At 63.9% G+C, this 21,630-nt stretch carries 21 protein-coding genes and 1 pseudogene; 13 read left to right on the plus strand and 9 right to left on the minus strand.

What is annotated here, in order from left to right:
- Nucleotides 1-18: 18 nt before the first annotated feature.
- A complete protein-coding gene (locus tag P9250_RS05165; protein WP_244829906.1) occupies nucleotides 19-429 on the plus strand; it encodes a hypothetical protein in 411 nt (136 codons plus the stop codon).
- A gap of 6 nt (nucleotides 430-435) precedes the next feature.
- Here the strand turns inward: P9250_RS05165 and P9250_RS05170 are convergent, their stop codons facing one another.
- The gene (locus tag P9250_RS05170; RefSeq protein WP_244829905.1) at nucleotides 436-873 is read right to left on the minus strand and encodes a response regulator; all 438 of its coding nucleotides are present in this window, start codon (nucleotides 871-873) and stop codon (nucleotides 436-438) included.
- A gap of 228 nt (nucleotides 874-1,101) precedes the next feature.
- Between P9250_RS05170 and P9250_RS05175 the strand changes: the two genes are divergently transcribed.
- Nucleotides 1,102-1,344 carry a hypothetical protein gene (locus P9250_RS05175; protein WP_250468871.1) on the plus strand — a complete coding sequence of 81 codons (243 nt, stop codon included), beginning with the start codon at nucleotides 1,102-1,104 and terminating at the stop codon, nucleotides 1,342-1,344.
- Nucleotides 1,345-1,354: 10 nt separating this feature from the next.
- On the opposite strand, the gene P9250_RS05180 is transcribed toward P9250_RS05175, so the two are convergent.
- The 3 genes from P9250_RS05180 to P9250_RS05190 are packed head-to-tail and all read right to left on the minus strand — an operon-like array spanning nucleotide 1,355 to nucleotide 5,673.
- Nucleotides 1,355-2,911 carry an efflux transporter outer membrane subunit gene (locus P9250_RS05180; protein ID WP_310391545.1) on the minus strand — a complete coding sequence of 519 codons (1,557 nt, stop codon included), beginning with the start codon at nucleotides 2,909-2,911 and terminating at the stop codon, nucleotides 1,355-1,357.
- A gap of 1 nt (nucleotide 2,912) precedes the next feature.
- Entirely contained in the window at nucleotides 2,913-4,496 is a 1,584-nt protein-coding gene (locus P9250_RS05185) for a DHA2 family efflux MFS transporter permease subunit (RefSeq protein ID WP_244829902.1), read from the minus strand.
- 10 nt (nucleotides 4,497-4,506) lie between these two features.
- Complete coding sequence (locus P9250_RS05190) at nucleotides 4,507-5,673, minus strand: HlyD family secretion protein (protein WP_310391547.1); 1,167 nt, start codon at nucleotides 5,671-5,673, stop codon at nucleotides 4,507-4,509.
- 339 nt (nucleotides 5,674-6,012) lie between these two features.
- Here P9250_RS05190 and P9250_RS05195 point away from each other — a divergent pair, with 339 nt between their 5' ends.
- On the plus strand, nucleotides 6,013-6,546 hold the full coding sequence (locus P9250_RS05195; protein WP_310391550.1) for a universal stress protein: 534 nt from the start codon (nucleotides 6,013-6,015) through the stop codon (nucleotides 6,544-6,546).
- Here the strand turns inward: P9250_RS05195 and P9250_RS05200 are convergent.
- Nucleotides 6,513-7,259 carry an IclR family transcriptional regulator gene (locus P9250_RS05200; RefSeq protein WP_310391552.1) on the minus strand — a complete coding sequence of 249 codons (747 nt, stop codon included), beginning with the start codon at nucleotides 7,257-7,259 and terminating at the stop codon, nucleotides 6,513-6,515. The genes P9250_RS05195 and P9250_RS05200 overlap by 34 nt on opposite strands.
- A 147-nt stretch (nucleotides 7,260-7,406) precedes the next feature.
- On the opposite strand from P9250_RS05200, the gene P9250_RS05205 reads away from it, so the two are divergent.
- The gene (locus P9250_RS05205) at nucleotides 7,407-8,594 is read left to right on the plus strand and encodes a fumarylacetoacetate hydrolase family protein (protein WP_310391554.1); all 1,188 of its coding nucleotides are present in this window, start codon (nucleotides 7,407-7,409) and stop codon (nucleotides 8,592-8,594) included.
- A gap of 79 nt (nucleotides 8,595-8,673) precedes the next feature.
- Here P9250_RS05205 and P9250_RS05210 read toward each other — a convergent pair whose 3' ends face one another.
- A complete protein-coding gene (locus tag P9250_RS05210; RefSeq protein ID WP_310391557.1) occupies nucleotides 8,674-9,657 on the minus strand; it encodes a substrate-binding domain-containing protein in 984 nt (327 codons plus the stop codon).
- A 309-nt stretch (nucleotides 9,658-9,966) separates the two neighbouring features.
- Nucleotides 9,967-10,473, minus strand: a complete 507-nt coding sequence (locus tag P9250_RS05215; protein WP_310391559.1) for a GAF domain-containing protein — start codon at nucleotides 10,471-10,473, stop codon at nucleotides 9,967-9,969.
- Between the two features lie 328 nt (nucleotides 10,474-10,801).
- Between P9250_RS05215 and P9250_RS05220 the strand changes: the two genes are divergently transcribed.
- From P9250_RS05220 to P9250_RS05235, 4 genes are all read left to right on the plus strand, one after another.
- The gene (locus tag P9250_RS05220) at nucleotides 10,802-12,043 is read left to right on the plus strand and encodes an ROK family transcriptional regulator (RefSeq protein WP_250468886.1); all 1,242 of its coding nucleotides are present in this window, start codon (nucleotides 10,802-10,804) and stop codon (nucleotides 12,041-12,043) included.
- Nucleotides 12,033-13,592: a sugar ABC transporter ATP-binding protein gene (locus P9250_RS05225; protein WP_310391564.1), complete on the plus strand. Its 1,560-nt coding sequence runs from the start codon at nucleotides 12,033-12,035 to the stop codon at nucleotides 13,590-13,592. Before P9250_RS05220 ends, P9250_RS05225 begins: the two co-directional genes overlap by 11 nt.
- A gap of 19 nt (nucleotides 13,593-13,611) precedes the next feature.
- Entirely contained in the window at nucleotides 13,612-14,628 is a 1,017-nt protein-coding gene (locus P9250_RS05230) for an ABC transporter permease subunit (RefSeq protein ID WP_310391566.1), read from the plus strand.
- 80 nt (nucleotides 14,629-14,708) lie between these two features.
- Nucleotides 14,709-15,659, plus strand: coding sequence for an ABC transporter substrate-binding protein (locus P9250_RS05235; RefSeq protein WP_250468890.1), 951 nt, complete (start codon nucleotides 14,709-14,711; stop codon nucleotides 15,657-15,659).
- A gap of 75 nt (nucleotides 15,660-15,734) precedes the next feature.
- Here the strand turns inward: P9250_RS05235 and P9250_RS05240 are convergent, their stop codons facing one another.
- Complete coding sequence (locus tag P9250_RS05240; RefSeq protein ID WP_250528035.1) at nucleotides 15,735-16,652, minus strand: hypothetical protein; 918 nt, start codon at nucleotides 16,650-16,652, stop codon at nucleotides 15,735-15,737.
- A 136-nt stretch (nucleotides 16,653-16,788) separates the two neighbouring features.
- On the opposite strand from P9250_RS05240, the gene P9250_RS05245 reads away from it, so the two are divergent.
- Genes P9250_RS05245 through P9250_RS05255 form a run of 3 tightly spaced genes read left to right on the plus strand, consistent with a single transcriptional unit; the run spans nucleotide 16,789 to nucleotide 18,244 of the window.
- On the plus strand, nucleotides 16,789-17,274 hold the full coding sequence (locus P9250_RS05245; protein WP_250468894.1) for a molybdopterin-dependent oxidoreductase: 486 nt from the start codon (nucleotides 16,789-16,791) through the stop codon (nucleotides 17,272-17,274).
- A complete protein-coding gene (locus P9250_RS05250) occupies nucleotides 17,271-17,819 on the plus strand; it encodes a nitrogen fixation protein NifQ (protein WP_310391570.1) in 549 nt (182 codons plus the stop codon). Before P9250_RS05245 ends, P9250_RS05250 begins: the two co-directional genes overlap by 4 nt.
- A 35-nt stretch (nucleotides 17,820-17,854) precedes the next feature.
- Nucleotides 17,855-18,244, plus strand: coding sequence for a winged helix-turn-helix domain-containing protein (locus P9250_RS05255; RefSeq protein ID WP_244829888.1), 390 nt, complete (start codon nucleotides 17,855-17,857; stop codon nucleotides 18,242-18,244).
- On the opposite strand, the gene P9250_RS05260 is transcribed toward P9250_RS05255, so the two are convergent.
- Nucleotides 18,241-19,578: a DUF2325 domain-containing protein gene (locus tag P9250_RS05260; RefSeq protein ID WP_310391573.1), complete on the minus strand. Its 1,338-nt coding sequence runs from the start codon at nucleotides 19,576-19,578 to the stop codon at nucleotides 18,241-18,243. The two genes, P9250_RS05255 and P9250_RS05260, sit on opposite strands and share 4 nt — an antisense overlap.
- A gap of 248 nt (nucleotides 19,579-19,826) precedes the next feature.
- On the opposite strand from P9250_RS05260, the pseudogene P9250_RS05265 reads away from it, so the two are divergent.
- Nucleotides 19,827-20,045 (plus strand): annotated as a pseudogene (locus P9250_RS05265) (biotin/lipoyl-containing protein); the annotation flags it as partial.
- A gap of 171 nt (nucleotides 20,046-20,216) precedes the next feature.
- Nucleotides 20,217-21,626 (plus strand): dihydrolipoyl dehydrogenase, encoded by a 1,410-nt coding sequence (lpdA, locus tag P9250_RS05270; protein WP_250494676.1) that lies wholly within the window; start codon nucleotides 20,217-20,219, stop codon nucleotides 21,624-21,626.
- The last annotated feature ends 4 nt before the right edge of the window (nucleotides 21,627-21,630 follow it).

Raw genomic sequence — 21,630 nt, forward strand, 5'->3', positions numbered from 1 at the left:
AAGGTAAAGGAACAAACGATGGATGAAGTAAAGGTCACGGTCGACAATGACGGGCATCCCGTCATCGGCCATTCGGAATCGATAGAACAGCGCTGCAACCATATCGCGCAGGCCATTGCCGCGCTCGCCGATAGCGTCGCGGCCGCCGACAGTTCCACACAGCGGTCGCTCATGGCGCTTTTGCGCACGCTCACGCACGAGCAACTCGCGCTGACCGCTGCGCTCGGCGACCACGCAGGCGAGTTTTCATCCGATGAAGCGTATCGCAGGACGTACCGCCGTGCCTTCAGAAAAGGGTATAGCGCGGGATTGCAACGGACCTTGCCGGCGCGTCAGACCGAGACCGTGGAACGGCCGATCAAATCTTCGGGCATCGCAACGAAGCGCCTGCGGCAGGACGCACTGCGCAACACGGTTCTGGAGCATTGAAGAGGCTCATGCCTGGCGCATCGAATAATACTCATGCAGCACGGCGATCAGCCGATCGAGTTCGGTCGGCTTGACGAAGTATCCATTGAAGCCCTTCAGCCGCGCGCGCGTTTGATCTTCCAGGCTCGTGCGGCTCGTGTGCGCAATCAGCAGCATGGCGGGATCGGCAGCGCGGATGACTTCGGCGACTTCCCAGCCATCGCCGAGCGGCATCATCAGATCGAGCAGCACCACGCCAGGACGCCACTTGCGCACGGCCGTCACGGCATCGAGCCCGGTATGGGCGGCGCGCACCGTCAAATCGGCGTCCTCGAGCGCGAGACAAATGGCGCGTGTCGCGTTCATGTCGTCGTCGGCAATCAGCACGCGTGGTTCGCCGCTGTCGGCCGAGCGTTCGGGCATCTGCCACACGGCTTCATCGGTGAGACGGTCAAGTCGTTGCATGTCGTTGCCCTCAGGGAAGCAAGGACGAAAGCAACCCGCGTTCCCTGTTTTAAGCAATTGGCTGTCCTCAGGCAGCATATGGCTCACGGCGATTACACTCGGGGAATACCCGATGCTAATGACACGCGCCGTCAGGCGACACGTCGAGCGTTTTTTGCACCGCCGTGACGCCTTCGCTCCCGACATTGGCGCGTCGATGACGTCGCCGCACAACCCGAGGTTCACACGATGTTCGTCGTCTACTGGCTAAGCGGCACATTGAACGAGGCAACGCCCCAGGCCGAACACCGAAGGTTCGATCCCACCGCGCTCGCGGATGCGCTGCAATACGCCGAAGCACTTCGCCGCCGACAGGCGCAAGGCCAGGACATCGCGTTCGTTACTTTGTGCAGCGAGAATCCGCAGTCCGTTGGCAAAGCCGGAGTCGCCGATCCACCCGCCGATTACGCATGGAAGAAACGTCGACGCTAAGCCTTGCGCGTTACGAACGTGCGTCCTTCTGCGCCTGCGCCACGTTCGGGTCGTCGTCCTGCCATCCGCCGCCCAGTGACTTATAGACCGCGATGAGATCGGTCGTCACATTCACCGTCGATTGCGCAAGCTGCTCACGGGTCTGCGCAAGCTGACGCTCCGCGTCGAGCACCGTAACGAATGCGGTGATGCCCTTGCGATAAGCATCGGTCGCGAGTTGCAGGCTGATCTGATTGGCATCGACAGTCCGCACGAGCGCCGCACGCCGGTCCTGCTCCGTGCGATACGAAACCAGCGCGTTATCCACGTCCTGCAACGCATTGAGCACGGTCTGCCGATAAGCCAGCCCCGCTTGCGCGGCCTCGGCTTTCGAAATGCGTATGTTGGCGCGCAGCGCCCCGCCTTCGAAGATCGGCAGCGAGATACTCGGCCCGACCGACCAGAACAGACTCGACCAGCGTGCGAGATAGTTCGCCTTCAACGCGCGCGTGCCGACCTGACCCGTCAGCGAGATATCCGGATACAACTGCGCGACGGCCACGCCCACTTCCGCGGTCGCGGCATGCAACTGCGCTTCGGCGCGACGGATGTCGGGGCGACGCCGCGCGAGCGTCGAGGGAAGCCCGATCGGCACCATCGGCGGAACGGGCGGCACGGCGCGCGCATCGGACAACTCGGCATCGAGCGTACCGGGCGGACTGCCTATTAGCACGGCGAGCCCATTCAGCGCCTGCGCGATTTGCGCGTCGAGCGTCGGCAGTTGCGCCTGCAGCGTGCCGACTTGCGCACTCGCGCTTTGCACGTCCTGCTGGCTCGTCAGGCCCACGCGCGCCTGCTCGCGCGTGAGATCGAGAATTTGCTGCTCCGCGTCGATCTCGGCGAGCGTGATTTGCTTGATGGACTGTGCGCCGCGCAACTGGGCATATGTGCGCGCCACTTCCGATTCGAGCGAGACGAGCGCGTCGTTGCGGCTTTCCATCTCTGCCTCGGCCTGCGCATTGGCGGACTCCACCGAACGCCGCACGCGCCCGAACAGATCGAGTTCCCACGATGCATCGAAGCCATCTTGATAGATCGTCGCCGGCCCGGTGGCCGAATCGAGACCCTGACGCAGCGTCGCGCCTTGCGCGCCAAGCTGATCGATCTGGTTATAGACGCCTTGCGACTGGAGGATGCCCTTGAGCCCGAGTTGCTCGCGCATCACGCTGGCGCTCGCGTTGACCTGCGGCAAACCCTGCGCCGCTGCCGACACGCTCTGTTCGCGCGCCTGCGCTATCCGCAACACGGCTTGCTGCAAGTTCAGGTTGCCCGCCGCCGCGCGGTCGATCAGCGAGTCGAGCATCGGATCGTTGAACTGCTTCCACCAGCGCGGATCGGGATCGGCGGCAGTCTGCACGACCGATGGCGCATCCGCATGCGGCACACGCGGATCGTTCTGCGGATTCTGCGAGCGCTGCGTGTCGCTCCAGACCTCGGGGACATCGGCGCTCGGCGCCTTGTAATCGGGTCCGACGGTACACGCGCTCGTCAGCAAGGCGAGCATCAGAATGGAACGACGCGGCTTCATCTCAATGGCCTCCCGCACCGCCAGCAGCTTTCACCGGCGAGAAGAAAAACGTGAGCGGAATGAACATGAACGAAAAGATCGCGCATGCGGCGAAGACATCGAGATAGGCGAGGATCGTCGCTTGCGAAACGAGCGTCTTGTACATTTGACCCGTTGCGGCCGTCATCGCCTGCGACATGGTCTGGCCCGTGTCCATCAGCGTGCGCGCAATGCGCTGCACCGCGTCGTTGTACGGCTGGTTGAGCGGCGTCAGATGCTCGACCATATGCGCCATGTTCGCCTGCGTGCGCTCGCGGATCATCGCGGTCGCAAGCGAGATGCCGATGGAACCCGCCACGTTGCGAAACATGGTGAAGAGCGCGGAGGCGTCGTTGTTCATCGACTTCGGCAGCGAGAGATAGGCGAGCGTCGTCACCGGCACGAACAGAAAACCGATGGCGGCCGACTGCGCGCTGCGCATCATCGTCAACGTTCTATAGTCGATGTTCGGCACCAGTCGATGCGAGTAGAGCAGCGCGACGCCCATCAGAAAGAAGCCGAAGCCGACCAGATAACGCGTCTGCACGTAGCTCATCAGCTTGCTGACGACTGGTATCAGGAACACGATCAGCAACGCGCCCGGCGACAGCACGAGACCGGCAAGCGTGGCCGTGTAACCGAGCTGCTGCTGCGCGAGTTGCGGTATCAGCACCGCGCTGCCATACAGCACCGACGCGAAGCCGACGATGGCCGCCGACCCCAGCGCGAAGTTGCGGTCTTTGAGCACGCGCAGGTCGACCACGGGTCGCTTCGCGTACAACAGCCAGAATGTCGCACCGACGATGCCGACCGCCGCCAGCACCGCGAACGTGATGATGAAGTTCGAATGGAACCAGTCGTCGTCCTCGCCGCGATCGAGAAACACTTGCAGACAGCCGAGTCCGAGCGCGATCAGGCCAATGCCCACGCCGTCGATACCCACGTCCTTGTGGCTCTGCTTCTTTTCCCACGGCGGATCTTCGACGAACTGCATGACCGCGATGGTCGTCAGCACGCCAACCGGCACGTTGAGCAGAAAGACCCAGCGCCAGGTGAAGTTGTCGGTGATCCAGCCGCCGAGCGTCGGCCCGAGAACGGGCGCCACGACGATCGCCACCGCCGAGATCGAAAACGCGCGGCCGCGCTGCTCGGGCGGGAAGGTATCGAGAATGATCGACTGCTGGCTCGGCTGCAAACCGCCGCCGAAGAAGCCCTGCAGAATGCGGAAGATGATGAGCTGCCCGAGATTCGTCGCGATGCCGCACAGAAACGAACACACGGTGAACGCCGCGATGCAGATCAGGAAGTAGCGCTTGCGCCCGAGGATCTTCGAGAAGTAGGCGGACAGCGGCAGCACGATGCCGTTCGCGACGAGATAGGACGTGAGCGTCCACGTGGCTTCGTCGTAGCTCGCGGACATGGTGCCGGAGATGTGCGGCAGCGCGACGTTGACGATGGTCGTATCGAGCACTTCCATGAATGCCGCGAGCGTCACCACGACGGCGATCAGCCACGGGTTCGACTTCGGCTTCCAGTTGCTGTGATCGTGCGCGGCGGTATCGCTCATGGCTCGGTTCTCAATGCGTGAGCATCACGGTCGGCACGACCGACAGACCGAGCGGCAGCGACGTGCCCGGCTTCATGCCATCGTCGATGACGATTTTCACGGGCACGCGCTGCACGATCTTCACGAAGTTGCCCGTGGCGTTCTCCGCCGGGAACGCGGAGAAACGCGAGCCGCTGCCGAGTTGAACGCTGTCTACGTGGCCGTGCAGATCGAGGCCCGGATAGGCATCGACTTCGAGCTTCACCTTGTCGCCGGGACGCATGCGGTCGAGTTGCGATTCCTTGAAGTTCGCCGTGACCCAGACGCGCGTGGTGACGAGCGTGAGAATCGACGTTCCAGCTTGCAGGAAGGTGCCGTATTGCACGTTGCGCCGCGTGATCCAGCCGTCGGCGGGCGCGCGCAGTTCCGTGTACGAGAGATTCAGTTGCGCGGCTTCGACTTGCGCCTGTGCCTGACGCACTTGCTGGCGCTTCTCTTCGACGGCCGCGATCACGGTGGCTATTTGTTGCGGCACGAGGCTCGCCGTGCGCACTTGCGCACGCGCCTGCGCGACGTTCGCCGCAGCGCTTTTTTGCTGCGCGGTCGCGGTATCGATGTTTTGCTGCGACGTCGCGCGGATATCGACTGATTGCTGACGCTGATACGCCGCGCTCGCCTGCGCGAGATTCGCCCGCGCGTTCTGCTCCTGCGCCTGTGCCTGCGCGAGCTGCGCCGGATACTGCACACGCGCCACTTCGAGCTGCGTTTCCTGCGCATGCAACTGCGCCTGGGCAAGCCCGAGCTGCGCGTTGGCTTGATCGAGTTGCGCCTGATAGTCGCGCGGATCGATCTTGATGAGCAGATCGTCCTTATGCACGAAGCGGTTGTCGTCGATGTTCATCGTCACGACATAGCCCGATACCTTCGGCGCGATGGTCACGGCGTCGCCATCCGTGTAGGCGTCGTCGGTGCTGATTTCGTTGCGCGTCATGAACCACCAGACGAAGGCGCCGATAGCCAGCACGACCACGACGACGCCAAGGATGATCAGGGGTTTCTTGCCAGGCCCCTTCTTTTCGCCCTTATCGTCCTTACCGTCTTTACCGTCCTTGCTTTCCTTGCTGTCTTTTTCTTGCTCGCCGTTGTCGTCGCGCTTGCGCTCGTCGTCTTGGGCTTCGGAGTCGTGTTGATCTGGCATCGCCGCTCACTTGTCAGGTTGAAACCCGGACGATGCGCCGGGTGGAACCTCGGGTTCTGGACCTGCGGATGGACCACGCGCAATCGACGCCGCGTATGCGGGGTGCCCGAGCGGAATCATCCGAGGGCAGGCAGCAAGCAAATCGTGTTCCGCGATGGCATTTGTCCGCTTGGCGCGAACATGCGGGCGGGTTGGCATGAATTTGCGCTTGCCGCGTAAGTGCGACGGCCGGAAGCTTTTAAATGCGCGTTGTAGAAGTTTCCACGCCGCTCATTCGCTCCTAACTTTGTGCGCCGATCATGCGTTTCATCGAATCGAAACCCTGCAACGGAGGCCATCATGTACAAGCACATTCTCGTCGCGGTCAGCACGAGCCTCAGCGAAAGCGCCCTGACCACTGCCATCTCGCGCGCCCGCGACTGCAACGCGCGCCTCACCGCGCTGCATGTGGTCGATCAGACGCCGTGGTGGGCCGTCGTCACCGCCGAGTGCAATTTCGCGGAGACCGCCGCGGTCATCGACGATCACGCGCGCGCCGTCACGCGCTATAGCGCCCGGATGATCGAGCGCGCGGGCATCGATGGCGTCGCGCGTAGCATCACGCTGCCGCCGCATGGCGTGAGCGTCGGCGAGGCAATTGTCGATGTTGCAAGCGAGATCGGCGCGGACCTCATCGTATTAGGCGGCGAAGCGGAAACCGGCTGGAGGTTCGGCGAAGCGCGCATGCGCGACGTGATCTGCACGCATACGGCATGCGACGTTCTGATTGCATCGCATGGCGTCGGGCACGTGTTCGATACGGGCGAAATGCAGGCGATCGAAGCGCGCTTCACACAAGCTCACAGCGCCCCGCGCAACAACGCCGCAAGCTGAACGATGCCGATCGAAATCTGCTTTTCGCGCTTTGCATCGAGCCTTCCGATGGGCACGCTCGTCGATACCGCCACGCGCTTGCCCGCCGGCGTCATGCCGACATAAGCCGCGAAACACGCAAGCCCTTCCGTCACTTCCTCGCGTTCGAGCGCGAGACCGCTCGTGCGAATGGACGCGAGCTCGCGCAACAGCGCCGCGCGCCGCGTGATGGTGCGCGGCGTTACCGCTTCGAGACGCTCGGGCAGGCGTTCGCTGATGGCATCGTCTGTGAGACCGGCCAGCAGCGCCTTGCCGAGCGCGCAGCAATGCGCGGGCAGCCGCGAACCGAGATCCGATACGAGCCGCACCGGCCGATGCGCGTCCTCGCGCGCGACATACACGACCTGCACGCCATCCAGCACGGCAAGCTGCACGACCTCGTTATGCATGTTGATGAACGCGCCCGCGCCCTCGCGAAACGCCGCCTGCAGCTTGTCGTGACGCACGTACGCGTTGCCGAGCTCGAACAGGCCGACGCCGACCACGTAGCCATCGTCGCGCTTCTCGACCCACTGCATGCGCGCAAGCGTCTCCAGCAGCAAATAGAGCGTGCTGCGCGACAACCCGGTGGTCTCGGCGAGCGTGGCGGCGCGCACGGGCTTGGCGGCGTCGGCGAGCGTCTGAAGAATGTCGTTCGCGCGGCGCAGCGCGGGCACGTCGTAGGCTTTATCCATGTCGATGGTCGCGGTTCCTACTGAACCGGAAGCGAGATTGAGACCGCGCATATTCCAACAGGTTGGATAAACATGCAACCCAATGGACACTAACGCACCTGCGGGCTACGATCGTTTTCCCTTTTCCCGTGCACGGTGATCCCACTCATGCAGCCCGTTTCCCTTTCCGCGTATCTGCCCGAAGACTTTGCCGATGCCTTGCTGATCGGCCGCGTATGGCGTCCCGCGCCGGTGAACGGCCCAGCGGTCATTGCCGTGCGCCGGGGCGAAGTGTTCGACATTACGCGCGCCGCGCCGACCACAGCCGATCTCTTCGACAATCCCGACGCCGTGAACATCGCGCGCACGGCTGAAGGCGAACGCCTCGGCACCGTGGAAGATTTGCTGCAAGCCACGCTCGATGCCGCAACCGACAGTCCACGCCTGCTCGCGCCCTGCGACGTGCAGGCGGTGAAGGCGTGCGGCGTCACCTTCGCGGTGAGCTTGCTGGAACGCGTGATCGAGGAACAGGCGGGCGGCGATGCGACGAAGGCGAAGGAAGTTCGCGAGACCATCAACAAGTTGATCGGCGCGGATCTTTCGAAGATCAAGCCCGGTTCGGAGAGCGCGGCCAAGTTGAAGGCGGAGCTGGAGCGGCGCGGCGCGTGGTCGCAATACATGGAAGTGGGCATTGGGCCGGACGCGGAAGTGTTTTCGAAGTCGCAGCCGATGTCGTCGGTGGGCTTTGGCGCGGACGTGGGGCTTTATCCGACATCGCAATGGAACAACCCGGAGCCGGAGATCGTGCTGGCGGTGAACGCGCGCGGAGAGATCGTTGGCGCCACGCTTGGCAACGACGTGAATCTGCGCGATATCGAAGGCCGTAGCGCGTTGTTGCTCGGCAAGGCGAAGGACAATAACGCTTCGTGCGCGATCGGCCCGTTCGTGCGCCTGTTCGACGAGCGCTTCACTTTGGACACGGTGCGCGGCACGACTTTGTCGCTGCGCATCGAAGGCGCGGACGACGATTTCGTGCTCGAAGGCGTGAGCCATATGAGCGAGATCAGCCGCGATCCCGCCGACCTCGTCAAGCAGACGCATGGCGCGCATCACCAATACCCAGACGGCTTCATGCTGTTCCTCGGGACGATGTTTTCGCCGATCAAGGACCGCGACACGCCGGGCGGCGGCTTTACGCATCATCTCGGCGACGTGGTGACGATTGCCACGCCGAGTCTGGGCGCACTCGTGAACACGGTGCAGCTTTCGACGGAAGTCGAGCCCTGGACGTTTGGGGTGCGGGCGTTGTATCGGAGTCTGGCGGCGCGTGGGTTGTTGGGTGGGGCGGCGGGTTGAGCGTTAGAGGATCGGCTGAACTTCAGCCTGCGCGCATGGCCCATCTGGCGACGCGCAGGTCATCGAGCGACAGCAGGCATTACGAAGAAGCGCCCAGCCTCGGCGGGCGCTTCATCCCCTTCGCCACCACCTGCACCGGCGTCTCCATGTACGGCGACAAATCCCGCTGTCGCCGTTTCTCCAGTAGCGCCTTCACCGCGACATCCACGCCGAATACCGCCTGACGCGCACCGAACTGCTCGACCGTCGCAAGCAGGCGCCCGTCTTCCAGCATCGGTTGCACGGCGTCGATGTTGTTATAGCCCGTGACCAGCACGCGGCCTTTTTTCCCGGCGATGCGAATGGCATCGATCGCGCCCATCGCGAGGGTATCGTTCGCGCACAACATGCCGCGCAAGGTCGGGCGCGTGTAGAGCATCTGCAGCGCAATGGACTTGCCGCTCGCGAGACTCCAGTCGCCCGCGTCGGCGGCCGCGACGCGCACGTTCGCCGCGTTCATCGCATCCCTGAAGCCGATGGCGCGCTGCTGCGCGTTGCGGTCGTTCGCCGGTCCTCCGATGATGCCGACTTCATCGCCTGCTTTCAGCTTCGAGCCGAGATAATTGCCGACGAGCCGCGCGCCCCGGCGGCTGTCCGGACCAACGAAGGGAATGGTGAACGCCGGGTCGTCGGCGTCGTCGTCGAATGCGTTGTCGATGGCGATCACGATGATGCCCGCGCGTATCGCCTTCGTGGCCGAGGGAAGCAGCGCTTTCGAATCCGTCGGCGCGATCACGATGGCCTGAACCTTCGCATCGATCAAAGACTCGACGATTTGAATTTGCGCGGCGACGTCGTTGTCGCCCTGCGTGCCGCGCGCGATCAAATCCAGTTGCGACGCGAAATGGCGCTGGTAGTTGTTTGCGCCGTCGATCATGGACACGACGAAAGGATCGTTCACCGACTTCATCACGAGCGCGATGGTAGCGCGGCCATCGGCGGCGCGCGCATCGCGAACACGTACCAGGCCGCTCGCGCTCAGGGCGCACGCGGCAAGCAGACGGCGGCGGGCAAGGCTCGGCATCGGAATGGAGGGCGTTAGGGTCGCCCCATTGTAGCCGCAGGCGGGGAAGACGCTTGCCGAAACGCAGCGAACTACCGCGTGGCCACGTTCGACGGATGGATTGCGTTGAGCGGAGTGATGACGCGCACGGCCAGCGAACTATTGCGTGATCGCTCCCACTGCGTGAAGTGCGTTGAGCGGAGTAGAGCCGCAAGCGTCCAGCGAGCTACCGCGTGATCTCGACCGGAGCGTGTCTCGCGTCGAGCTAAACGGGAACTGCAAGCGCATACCGCGCCGATTGCAAAACCGCGCGCTTCAAAGAAACGGCCATCAACCCTTCGCGCGCTTGCTCCACGCAATCGCTACGAACGCCGTGCACAGCGCTTCCATGCCCGTGGCGTCTTCATCGTCGAAGCGGCCGGGAATCGGGCTATCTACATCCCATACGCCGATCAGAGCGCCAGCGGCATCGACGAGCGGCACAACGATCTCCGAACGCGACGCCGAGTCGCACGCGATATGACCCGGAAACGCCTCGACATCCGGCACGACTTGCGTGCGCCGGTCGCGTGCCGCCGTGCCGCACACGCCGCGTCCAAGCGCAATTCGCACGCACGCCGGCTTGCCTTGAAACGGCCCGACGACGAGCTCGGCGCCGTCGAAAAGATAAAAGCCCGCCCAATTCAAATCAGGCAGCGAGTGAAAAACCAGCGCCGAAAAGTTCGCCGCGTTGGCGATGAAATCGCTTTCGTCCGCCAGCAGCGAGCGCACCTGTTGAAGCAGATCGTCGTACTGGGCAGGTTTACTCGCGTGGGCCGACTGAGAGATCGAAAACATGATGGCGCAACCGCAATGTCGAAAAGTGTCGCCGACGATAGCACAACGCTCATCGCCACGCAGGCAAAGGCACGGACGCCCGAAACTTGGAACTGAAGGGCCTATCGCCTAGTGTGAAAGGCGCACATTCGTCGGGAGCGTTGCTTGCATCGCATGCCACGAATAGTTTTCATTCGCTGCTTAAAAGGAGGCTTGGGGAATTCCCTCTCTTTACAAGAACGCGCCGCCGTCTTTAAATAAATCAACTTGATTTAATTAATGCCCCGCATGAGGGCGACACGAGACAACGAGCAGCGCTTCATGCGCTGACTCGACAGGAGACAGGCGCGTGAAACCAGCAAGCGGCAGAGGCAGCAACTCCGCGAACGTCCGGCGCTACAACGAACGCCTGCTGTTGCAGGCGCTGCGGCGCACCGAGCCCGCATCGAAGGCCGATCTCGCGCGTCACGCGAATCTGACGAGCACGGCGGTTGGTAGCATCATCGAGTCGCTCGGCAAGGCAGGGCTCATCGAGTACACCGGACGCCGGATCGAAGGCCAGCGCGGTCAGCCGGCCGCGCTGATCCGGCTCGATCCGCGCGGCGCGTTCGGTATCGGCGTGCGGCTGGACCGCACCGGTATCGAGACGGTGCTCGTCAATTTCGCGGGCGACGTGCTCGGGCGCAGCGCCATCGACATGGTGCTGCCGCATCCGTCGGTCGTGCTCGAAATCGTGCGGCGCGATGTCGAACAGATGCTCGCGCTGCTTAGCGCGTCCGAACGTGAACGGCTCGCGGGCATCGGCATCGCGCAGCCGTTCAATCTCGGCAGCTGGCTGCGCGAACTCGGCCTGCCCGCCGAAAACTTCCGCGCCTGGGACGAAACCGATTTCCCCGACGCCCTATCGCGCGCGCTCAACCTGCCCGTCTTCAGCGAAAACGACGGCAACGCCGCCGCCACCGCCGAACTGTTCTACGGTCACGGCCGCACGTGCGACGACTTCATCTACCTGTTCCTGGGATCGGCGATCGGCGGCGGCATTGCCATCGACGGCGATTGTCTGCGCGGCGCATCCGGCAACGCGGGCGATATCGGCGTGATTCCCGTGCCGCCAAGCCGCCTGCCCTCCGCCCCGCAACCCGCTGGGCAGTGGGACATTTTGCTGTCGCGCGCCTCGCTCAATGCGCTCGTGCGGCATCTGCACTACAGCGGCGCGGCGGCGGACAACCGCGTCGACTTGCAGGCGTGCATCGAACAACGCCTGCCCGCCGTCGACGAATGGATCGAGGACTGCATCGAAGCCCTCGCGCCCGCGTTGCGCGCAACCTTGTGCGTGCTCGACGTGCCGATGGTCGTGATCGATTCCGACATCGACGGCGGCCTGCTCGACCGGCTCGTCGCGCGCCTCCGGACCACGATGACCGCCAACGCGCCCGAGGCACGCGGCACGCCCGCGCTCGTGCGCGGCACCTTCGGCCCGGATGCGGGCGCAATTGGCGCCGCCACGTTGCCCATGTTCTATAACTTCTCCCCGCGCGCCGGCTTTCGCCACGCGGGCATCAAAACGCAAGAGGTGAACCATGCCGCATGACACCGCGGACCCGCGTACGCCGCTTCTGGAAATGCGCGGCATCAGCAAGACGTTTCCGGGCGTGCGCGCGCTGAACGACGTGCGTCTTTCGGTCTTTCCAGGCGAAGTGCATTCGCTGATGGGCGAAAACGGCGCGGGCAAATCCACGCTCATGAAAATCCTGTCGGGCGCGTATCAGGCCGATGCAGGCGGGCAAATTCTCATCGATGGCAAGCCGGTCGTCATCGACGGTCCGCTCGCGGCGCGTGCGCTCGGCGTCGCCGTGATTTATCAGGAACTGAGTCTCGCGCCCAATCTTTCGGTGGCCGAGAACATCTACGCGGGCCGCGAACTGCGCAAGGGCCGAGGTCCGTGGTCCGTCGTGGATCGCGCCGGCATGGAGCGCGGCTGCGTGGACGTATTGAAGCGGCTGGGCGCATCGTTCAAGCCGCATACGCTCGTCGGCGATCTTTCCATCGCGGAACGGCAGCTCGTGGAAATCGCGCGCGCCGTGCACGCCCACGCGCGCATCCTCGTGATGGACGAGCCGACCACGCCGCTCTCATCGCGCGAAACGGACCGGCTGTTCGAGCTCGTGCGCACATTGCGCGCGGAAGGCATCGCGATCATCTACATCAGCCATCGCATGGCGGAGATTTACGAGCTGTCGGATCGCGTTTCCGTGCTGCGCGACGGCAGCTACGTCGGCACGCTCAAGCGCGACGAACTCTCCGCCGAGAGCCTCGTGAAGATGATGGTGGGCCGCGACATCTCCGGCTTCTACAAGAAGGAACACGCGCCTTACGATCCCGGCAAGATCGTGCTGTCGGTGCGCGATATCGCCGACGACCGCCGCGTGCGCGGCTGCAGTCTCGAACTGCACGCGGGCGAAGTGCTCGGCATCGCGGGACTCGTCGGCGCGGGACGCACGGAACTCGCGCGCCTCATCTTCGGCGCGGAAGAACGCACGCGCGGCGACATCCTGATGCACGGCAAGCCGCTCAAGGTGCGCACGCCGCGCGATGCCATCGACGCCGGCCTCGTCTATCTCACCGAAGACCGCAAGGGTCAGGGCTTGTTTCTCGACATGAGCGTGCGCGACAACATCAACGTCGCGGTCGCCGGACGCGATTCCAAGATGGGCGTGATGGACATCGCGCTTGGCAACAACCGCGCGCGCGAGGCAATCGCCGCGCTCACCATCCGCGTGCCGAACATGCGGGTGAACGCGGGCGCGTTATCGGGCGGCAATCAGCAGAAGGTGCTGCTATCGCGTCTGCTCGAAACGCGGCCGCACGTGCTGATCCTCGATGAACCGACGCGCGGTGTCGACATCGGCGCGAAGTCGGAGATTTATCGAATCATCAACGAACTGGCGCGCTCGGGCGTCGGCCTCATCGTTATTTCGAGCGAGTTGCCGGAAGTGATCGGCGTGGCCGACCGCGTGCTCGTCATGCGCGAAGGCCTGATAGCGGGCGAACTCGGCGGACATTCCGGCAAGCCGATTTCGCAGGAAGGGATCATCGAACTGGCGACGGGCTCGAAGGTCAAGCTCGATCAGGCCGCATAAAAGCACATTGGAGAGAGACATGGCTAACACCACCAAGCAGGACAACGTCGGGCCAGGCGCGGCGGAACGGCAGACGCGCATCGAACATCGCGAGCGCATGCAGGTCCTGATGCGCACCGCCGGCATGTTGCCGGTGCTGATTCTGCTATGCATCGGCTTCGGCATCGTCACCGACGGCTTCTTCAGCCTGCAGAACATGTCGATCGTCACGCAGCAGGCGTCGATCAACATCGTGCTCGCGGCGGGCATGACCTTCGTCATTCTCACGGGCGGCATCGACTTGTCGGTCGGCTCGATCCTGTCCGCGGCGGCTGTCACCGCGCTGCTTGCGTCGAACCTGCCGCATCTCGGCTGGCTCGGCATTCCGGCCGCGCTTGCCGTCGGTCTCGGCTTCGGCGTGGTCAACGGGCTGCTGATCTCGCTGCTCAAACTGCCGCCGTTCATCGTGACGCTCGGTTCGCTCACGGCGGTGCGCGGCATTGCGCGGCTCATCGGTAACGATACGACCATCTTCAACCCGCAACTTTCGTTCGCGTTCATCGGCAACGACACGGTGCTCGGCGTGCCGTGGCTCGTGATCATCGCACTCGCGGTCGTCGCCATTTCGTGGTTCATTCTGCGCCGCACGGTGCTCGGCCTGCGCATCTATTCGGTCGGCGGCAATCCGGAGGCGGCGCGGCTCTCGGGCATCAAGGTGTGGGGCATCCAGCTTTTCGTCTACGCGATATCGGGACTGCTCGCCGGTCTCGGCGCGGTGATGTCGGCGGCGCGGCTCTATGCGGCGAACGGTCTGCAACTCGGCCAATCGTATGAACTCGATGCCATCGCCGCGGTCATTCTCGGCGGCACGAGTTTCGTGGGCGGCGTGGGGTCGATCGTCGGGACGCTGGTCGGGGCGCTGATCATCGCCGTGCTGTCGAATGGACTCGTGCTGCTCGGCGTGTCGGATATCTGGCAGTACATCATCAAGGGTCTCGTCATCATCGGCGCGGTGGCGCTCGACCGTTACCGCCAGCGCGGTTCGGCCCGAACCTGAAGTTTCGCTTTGAAAACACCGGGCGCATGCAGGTCCGCCTGCGCCCGTCCAACTCGAATGGACCCACTGGAGACAACAACATGCGCAAACACAACAAGCTTTTCGCCAGCGTCGCACTCGCAGTCGGTTTTTGCGCGGCGCTGCCCGCCGCACAGGCCGCCGACAAGCAACTGAAGTCGGTCGGCATCACGGTCGGCTCGCTCGGCAATCCGTACTTCGTGACCATCTCGCGCGGCGCGGAAGCCAAGGCCAAGCAGATCAATCCGAACGTCAAGGTCACGGCGGTATCGTCGGATTACGACATGAACAAGCAGTTCACGCAGATCGACAATTTCATCTCCGCGCACGTCGACATGATCCTGCTCAACGCGGTCGATCCGAAGGCGATCGAACCCGCCGTGAAGAAGGCGAAGGCGGCGGGCATCGTGGTGGTCGCGGTCGACGTGGCCGCTGCCGGAACGGACGCCACCGTGCAGACCAACAACGTGCAGGCGGGCGAACTCGCATGCGATTTCCTCGCAAAGAAGCTCAACGGCAAGGGCAACGTGGTGATCGAGAACGGGCCGCAGGTTTCGGCCGTGACGGATCGCGTGAAGGGTTGCAAGGCGGAACTGGCGAAGAATCCGGGCATCAAGGTGCTATCCGACGACCAGGACGCGAAAGGTTCGCGCGAAGGCGGCATGAACGCGATGCAAGGTTATCTCACGCGGTTTCCGAAGCTCGACGGCCTCTTCGCGATCAACGATCCGCAAGCCATCGGCAGCGATCTCGCGGCGAAGCAACTGCGTCGCAACAATATCGTGATCACGTCGGTGGATGGCGCGCCGGATATCGAAAACGCGCTCAAGACCGATACGCAGATTCAGGCTTCCGCGAGTCAGGACCCGTGGTCGATGGCGCAGCAGGCGGTGAGCGTCGGTTATGACTTGATGAACGGCAAGAAGCCGAGCAGCACGATGATCCTCATGCCGTCGACGCTCGTCACGCGCGAAAACGTGGCGAATTACAAGGGCTGGTCGTCGCCGCGTTGAGGTTCGACGTGACGTAGGCGCGAAAGAAGGCGGCGAATGCGTCGCCTTCTTTTTTCGGATCGCCCCTGCGCTCGCTCATCTGATCGGCAACACGCGCAGCGCGCTCGTCTTGCCCGACGACGCACCCGCGCGATCCACCGCGATCAGCCGCTTGCGCGCGACATCGACGGCCACGCCGCGAGGCGCGTCGAAGTCGCTGGCGATGACCGCCGCCGTACCGCGCTTCGACACACTGCACAACGCGTGCGCGCCGCATTTCGTGTAGAGCGTGCCATCGGGCGATGCGGCCATGAGATCGGGCGCATCGACGGTGGCGAACACATTGGTGGCCTGCACCGGGCCGCCCGCCGTGCGCGCGTCCTGCAGATCGACCTTGAAGATGCGGTTCGCCGCCTGATCGCTGATGAACAGCGTGTCGCCGACGACCGCGAGGCCCACCGGCTTCTTCAGGCCGATGACGAGATCGCGCTCGGTCACGCTGCCCGGCGTCGCGCCGCGCGTGATCAGGCTAACGCCGCCCATCGACGGCGCATCGCCTTCCTTGCCGAACCAGCTCGATAAAAACGTGCCGCTGTCCAGCACGACGAGCCCGAGGCGGCGTCGCGACGGGTTTGCATCGGCGGCAAGTGCGACTTGTCCGCTCGCGGCGATGTCGAACACCGCGCTGTTCTTGCCGAAGCCGAAGCGCTCGACGAGCAGATGTCCGTTCGGCGCAAACGCAATCTGACTGAGCGCGCCGCGCTCGCCTTCCTGCGCGGGAATGCGCGCGTAGAGCGAAAAGTCGGGCGATGCAGCGTCGAGATTCGAGGTCATCACGATGCTGTTGGTCTTGTCGTCGGTGACGAACACCGCGCCATCCGACGCGCGCACCGCGACGCCGTTCGGCGAGCCGGAAAGCTGGACCGTCTGCGGCGCGCTGACCGAGCCTCCGCCCGAAGTGCATGCGGCGGTGACGAGCGCCAAAATCGCGATCCACGCAGGACGACGGCTCATGAAGGCTCTCCCGTTGGCCGGAAAACGATAGTTGTGAATAATGCCGCATCCATGATCATCATGCCGCGAAAGGCATGGCATCGTACAATCTGCCGTAATATATTCAGCGATACATCGCATCTGCCCGGTCATCGCCATGAATCACGCGCATTCGCTCAGCCTTTCACCTGTCGTTCAGATTGGCGGCGCGGTCGAACGTCCGCTCGTGCTCGATGTCGCCGCCTTGCGCGAGTTTGCGAGCGCGAGCATCGATCCCTTCGATCTCGTCTGCTTTTCGACCGGCCGTTATATTCGACCAGTGGAACGATATCAGGGCGTGCAGTTGCGCGTGCTGCTCGACGCCGCTGGCGTGCGCCGTCCCGGCAGCACGGATTTCAAGCGCACCGTGTTTCTCGCGCATGCGCACGATGGCTATGCGGTGACGTTTTCCTGGCATGAGCTTTTCAACACGCCCGTGGGCGAGCAAGTGATCGTGGCGTATGCGTGTGCGGATCGCGAACTCGGCGTCGAAGATGGCCTGCCGGTGCTGGTGTCCGGCGCGGATACGGTGCACGCGCCGCGCCACCTGAAGCGGCTGGTACGCGTGGATGCCCACGTGCTCGGCAGCGGCCACTCGCCATGAACGTGAACGCGGCGGCGCGCGCCCTTCTCGCTCGCGCGGCCCATGCAGCCGTGCCCGATACGGTGTTGTTCGCGCGGTTGATCGGCGCGCGCATGGAAGCCGGCGATGTATCGCTGCTCGGCCTTAACAAGCCGGAACTCGATGCCCTGACCACGCGCCATTTCACGCAGACGATCGACGGCGATCATACGCCGCCGTCGACGCCGCACCGCGTGTTCGTACACGATCTTCATGCGCTTCTGATGCGCCATGACGTGACGCTGACGCATTCTCCCGACGACGCGCATTGTCTCGCGATGATCATCGCCACGGCGTGCCTGCGTCCCGACCATTTATGGCGCGATCTCGGACTCGATGGCCGCGCCGATGTCAGCGCCATGCTCGAACGCCATTACCCCGCGCTCGCCGCGCGCAACGTCGACGAAATGCGCTGGAAGAAGTTCCTCGCGTACGAGGTGGCGAGCGCAAACGGCGTTGCGCCGACCTGCGCGCCGGGCTGTCCGGGTTGCGAGGATTACCGCTTCTGCTATCCGTTTCGCCAGTAGCGTTCGGAGGGTCTCGTTCGTGTATTCTCTCGGGCATGGCCACATCCCTCAAAACGAAACCTGCGGCGACGGCCCAAGAAGCCGTCGAAGTGCGCTTTCGCATGCGCATCCGCAAAGGTGAAGCAATCGCGCTCGGGCCGGGCAAAGTGGTGCTTCTCGAAGCCGTGCGCGAACACGGTTCGATCTCGGCGGCGGCGCGTAGTCTCGGCATGTCGTATCGGCGCGCGTGGCTGCTCATCGACGAATTGAACCGCTCGCTGAAGTCGCCCGCGACCGTCTCGGAGCAAGGCGGCCAGAGCGGCGGCGGCTGCGTGTTGACGCCCGTGGGCGAACGCATCGTGCAGCTTTACCGCGATATCGAAACCGAAGCGCACGCCGCGTGCGCCGGACACATCGGCGCACTGACGAAGCTCCTCAAGTCCTAACCGTGGCGCAGGCAGAACGCCGAACGCGGCGGCACGCTCGTGCGGCTCACGCGCTCGTCGACATCCAGCCGCGCGACGAATTCCACGAAACTCGCGACGCTCGCCGTGCGCAACGGCGCGTAGTCCACGCCGTGACGGTCGCAGACGCGCTTCAACGTGTTCATCGAATCATGGTCGATGCAGTCCACCGGAAACAGCACCACGTCCGCGTTCGGCAGCGCGGCGGCGAGCAATCCCTTGCGATCCTCGATACCGCCATCGTGCACGGTGAGCGCGCCGCCTGCCGTTTCGACGAGCGACTTCAACACGGCGTTCGAGTTCGGTCTGCCGCCCACATAGACGATGCGTTTGCCGTTCACCCAGTCGAAGGCGCGCTGACGCGTGTCGGACGCTTCGGCGTTATCGAGCGTCGCGCGTTCCAGCGCCGCGCATTCCGCCTGCACGACTTTCAATAGCGCTTGTGCCTCGGCGAGCCGCGCGCGCAGCGTCTCGGCTTCGCCCTCTTCCTGCTGCGCGCGCCGTTCCGCGGCTTCGCGACGGCTCGTATGCAGCGCGAGACGGCGCTCGCCTTCCTCGGCCTTTTCGCGCAGGCGTCGCACTTCTTCCTCGAGTTCGCTCGGGTCCGTCTCCGGCTTGCGTTCGCCTTGCGCCGCGAACTCGCTCAACTGGCGCAGCGACGCGTCGCGCTCGCCGCTCACTTCCAGCAGACGCGCCTGCTGCCGTTCGATCTTGTCGCGCAGCTCCGCGTTCTCTTTTTCGAGCGCCACGAGACGCCGGATATCCGCGCGATTCGCCGCGCCCACGAGATGCGAGAGCATGTGCAGCTCGCCAAACGCCGACTGCCGCACTTCGATATTCGCGTGCGGATGCGTCATCAGCGCCCAGTAGGCGGGCGGGATGTCGCCGGACTTGAGCGCATCGGACCAAAGGTCGAGGAGTGCGTCGCTGCTGCGCGCGGCATCGAAACGGCGGAGCGCGCCTGAATAACGTTCGTCGAGCGCCTTGTTGAGCGCCTTCGCGCCCGCGCCGCCCGCAATCGCCAGTTCGACCGCCGCGTGGTGAATGTCGAGATCGCTCGCGTGATGACGATCCAGGTTCGTGAACTTCGGCACCAGCTTGCGCAACTCGTTGGTGGAGAGACAAGTACCGATAATCGAGCAATGCAGATGCGAATCCAGCTCGGAGAGCCGCACGCGCTTCCTCGCGCCGCGCGCGTCGGCAGCCACGGCCGCGACTCGTTGCGGCTGCGGCTTCGGCTCGCAACATGCGTCGGACGTGTGCGCGTGCATGCCGGTGCGAGTCGGGCGGGCAAGTGGAAACGGAGGGGCCTGCATGATCACCTCATGTTCGATCGGGCGGGAATAGTCGGTCCGCGTCTGTTTTCGCAATATACCACCGAATATAGCGAGGACCGTCCGGCAAGCGGCAGTGCGGCGAGCGTGCCGCACACGGCGTATCCTGTGGCTTCTGCGCGGCCGGGACGGACGAAACGGATGCAAACAGATGCAAACGGAGGCAAGCGCCCCGCCCTTCGCCGCCGCACGGTTTCCATCGCACAAGCATGCTCACAAGGAGAATCTGAATGGCAAGGGTTGAAGTCAAGGTTCCGCAGCTTTCCGAGTCCGTCACCGAGGCAACGCTGTTGCCCTGGAAAAAGAAAGCGGGCGACCCGGTGACGCAAGACGAAATCCTCGTCGAACTGGAAACCGACAAAGTCGTGCTGGAAGTTCCCGCGCCGTCGTCCGGCGTGCTGGGCGAACTTCTCAAGAAGGAAGGCGATATCGTCCACGCGGATGAAATCCTCGCCGCCATCGATACGGAAGGAAAAGCCGCAGCAGCGCCCGCGCCGGCTCCGGCTGCCGAGAAGCCGGCCGCCGCGCCTGAAAAGCCCGCCGCCGAACAACCGGCCGCTGCCGCAGCACCCGCGCCCGCGCCTCAAGCCGAATCCAGCGAGAAAGCCGATTACGACGTCATCGTGATCGGCTCCGGTCCCGGCGGCTATATCGCCGCGATCCGCGCCGCGCAACTCGGCTATTCGGTCGCGTGCGTCGAAGAGTGGATCAACCCGGCCGGCAAGCCGAAGCTCGGCGGCACGTGCTTGAACGTCGGCTGCATTCCGTCGAAGGCGCTGCTCGCATCGTCGGAAGAATTCGAGAATGCGCGACTGCATCTGGGCGATCACGGCGTGAACGTCGAGAACGTGAGTTTGGATCTGACCAAGCTGATCGGCCGCAAGGAAGCGATCGTCGAGAAGATCACGGGCGGCGTCGAGTTCCTTTTCCGCAAGAACAAGGTCACCTGGCTCAAGGGCCACGGCAAGCTCGCGGGCAAGGCTGGCGGCAACTTCACTATTGAAGTGAGCGGCGGCGACAAGGACGGGAGCCATACGGCGAAATACGTGATCATCGCGACGGGGTCGAAGGCGCGTCATTTGCCTAACGTGCCCGTGGATAACCGCATCGTCTCCGACAACGAAGGCGCGCTCGCCTTCGATTCCGTGCCGAAAAAGCTCGCCGTGATCGGCGCAGGCGTGATCGGTCTGGAACTCGGTTCGGTGTGGCGGCGGCTCGGCGCGGAAGTGACCATACTCGAAGCGCTGCCGGACTTTCTAGGCTCGACCGACACCGCGCTGCAAAAGGAAGCCGCCAAGCAATTCAAGAAACAGGGATTGACGATCCACCTCGGCGTGAAGATCGACAGCGTGAAGACGAGCGACGCGGGCGTCTCCGTGTCTTACAAGGACAAGGACGGCAACGCGGCGACGCTGGATGCGGACCGTCTGATCGTCTCCATCGGCCGCGTGCCGAATACGGCGAATCTCGGTCTCGACTCGATCGGGCTCGCCGCCGATGAGCGCGGCTTCATCCCCGTCGATGGCCATTGCGCGACCAAGGTGCCGAACGTCTATGCCATTGGCGACGTCGTGCGCGGTCCCATGCTTGCGCACAAGGCCGAGGACGAAGGCGTGCTGGTGGCGGAGATCATCAACGGTCAGAAGCCGCACATCGATTACAACTGCATTCCTTGGGTAATCTACACGCATCCGGAGATTGCATGGGTCGGTCAGACCGAGCAGGCGCTGAAGGCCGAGGGCCGCGAGTTCAAGGCCGGCCAGTTCCCGATGATGGCCAACGGCCGCGCGATGGGCATTGGTGAAACGGACGGCTTCATCAAGGTGATCGCCGATGCGAAAACCGACGAGATTCTCGGCGTGCATATCGTCTCGGCAAACGCGTCGGATCTGATTGCCGAAGCCGTGGTGGCGATGGAGTTCAAGGCGGCGTCGGAAGACATCGGCATGATCTCGCACCCGCATCCGTCGCTGTCGGAGGTGATGCGGGAAGCGGCGCTTGCGGTGAACAAGCGCGCGCTCAACATCTAGAGCC

The organism is Caballeronia sp. LP006, from assembly GCF_031450995.1.
Lineage (GTDB): Bacteria > Pseudomonadota > Gammaproteobacteria > Burkholderiales > Burkholderiaceae > Caballeronia.

Coding starts and splice junctions, on each gene's coding strand:
- P9250_RS05165 (WP_244829906.1), top strand. CDS start 19: ATGGATGAAGTAAAGGTCACGGTCGACAATGACGGGCATCCCGTCATC.
- P9250_RS05240 (WP_250528035.1), bottom strand. CDS start 16,652: ATGAGCCGTCGTCCTGCGTGGATCGCGATTTTGGCGCTCGTCACCGCC.
- P9250_RS05185 (WP_244829902.1), bottom strand. CDS start 4,496: ATGAGCGATACCGCCGCGCACGATCACAGCAACTGGAAGCCGAAGTCG.
- P9250_RS05250 (WP_310391570.1), top strand. CDS start 17,271: ATGAACGTGAACGCGGCGGCGCGCGCCCTTCTCGCTCGCGCGGCCCAT.
- P9250_RS05210 (WP_310391557.1), bottom strand. CDS start 9,657: ATGCCGAGCCTTGCCCGCCGCCGTCTGCTTGCCGCGTGCGCCCTGAGC.
- P9250_RS05255 (WP_244829888.1), top strand. CDS start 17,855: ATGGCCACATCCCTCAAAACGAAACCTGCGGCGACGGCCCAAGAAGCC.
- P9250_RS05245 (WP_250468894.1), top strand. CDS start 16,789: ATGAATCACGCGCATTCGCTCAGCCTTTCACCTGTCGTTCAGATTGGC.
- P9250_RS05195 (WP_310391550.1), top strand. CDS start 6,013: ATGTACAAGCACATTCTCGTCGCGGTCAGCACGAGCCTCAGCGAAAGC.
- P9250_RS05215 (WP_310391559.1), bottom strand. CDS start 10,473: ATGTTTTCGATCTCTCAGTCGGCCCACGCGAGTAAACCTGCCCAGTAC.
- P9250_RS05200 (WP_310391552.1), bottom strand. CDS start 7,259: ATGGATAAAGCCTACGACGTGCCCGCGCTGCGCCGCGCGAACGACATT.
- P9250_RS05230 (WP_310391566.1), top strand. CDS start 13,612: ATGGCTAACACCACCAAGCAGGACAACGTCGGGCCAGGCGCGGCGGAA.
- P9250_RS05205 (WP_310391554.1), top strand. CDS start 7,407: ATGCAGCCCGTTTCCCTTTCCGCGTATCTGCCCGAAGACTTTGCCGAT.
- P9250_RS05180 (WP_310391545.1), bottom strand. CDS start 2,911: ATGAAGCCGCGTCGTTCCATTCTGATGCTCGCCTTGCTGACGAGCGCG.
- P9250_RS05170 (WP_244829905.1), bottom strand. CDS start 873: ATGCAACGACTTGACCGTCTCACCGATGAAGCCGTGTGGCAGATGCCC.
- P9250_RS05190 (WP_310391547.1), bottom strand. CDS start 5,673: ATGCCAGATCAACACGACTCCGAAGCCCAAGACGACGAGCGCAAGCGC.
- P9250_RS05175 (WP_250468871.1), top strand. CDS start 1,102: ATGTTCGTCGTCTACTGGCTAAGCGGCACATTGAACGAGGCAACGCCC.
- P9250_RS05260 (WP_310391573.1), bottom strand. CDS start 19,578: ATGCAGGCCCCTCCGTTTCCACTTGCCCGCCCGACTCGCACCGGCATG.
- P9250_RS05225 (WP_310391564.1), top strand. CDS start 12,033: ATGCCGCATGACACCGCGGACCCGCGTACGCCGCTTCTGGAAATGCGC.
- P9250_RS05235 (WP_250468890.1), top strand. CDS start 14,709: ATGCGCAAACACAACAAGCTTTTCGCCAGCGTCGCACTCGCAGTCGGT.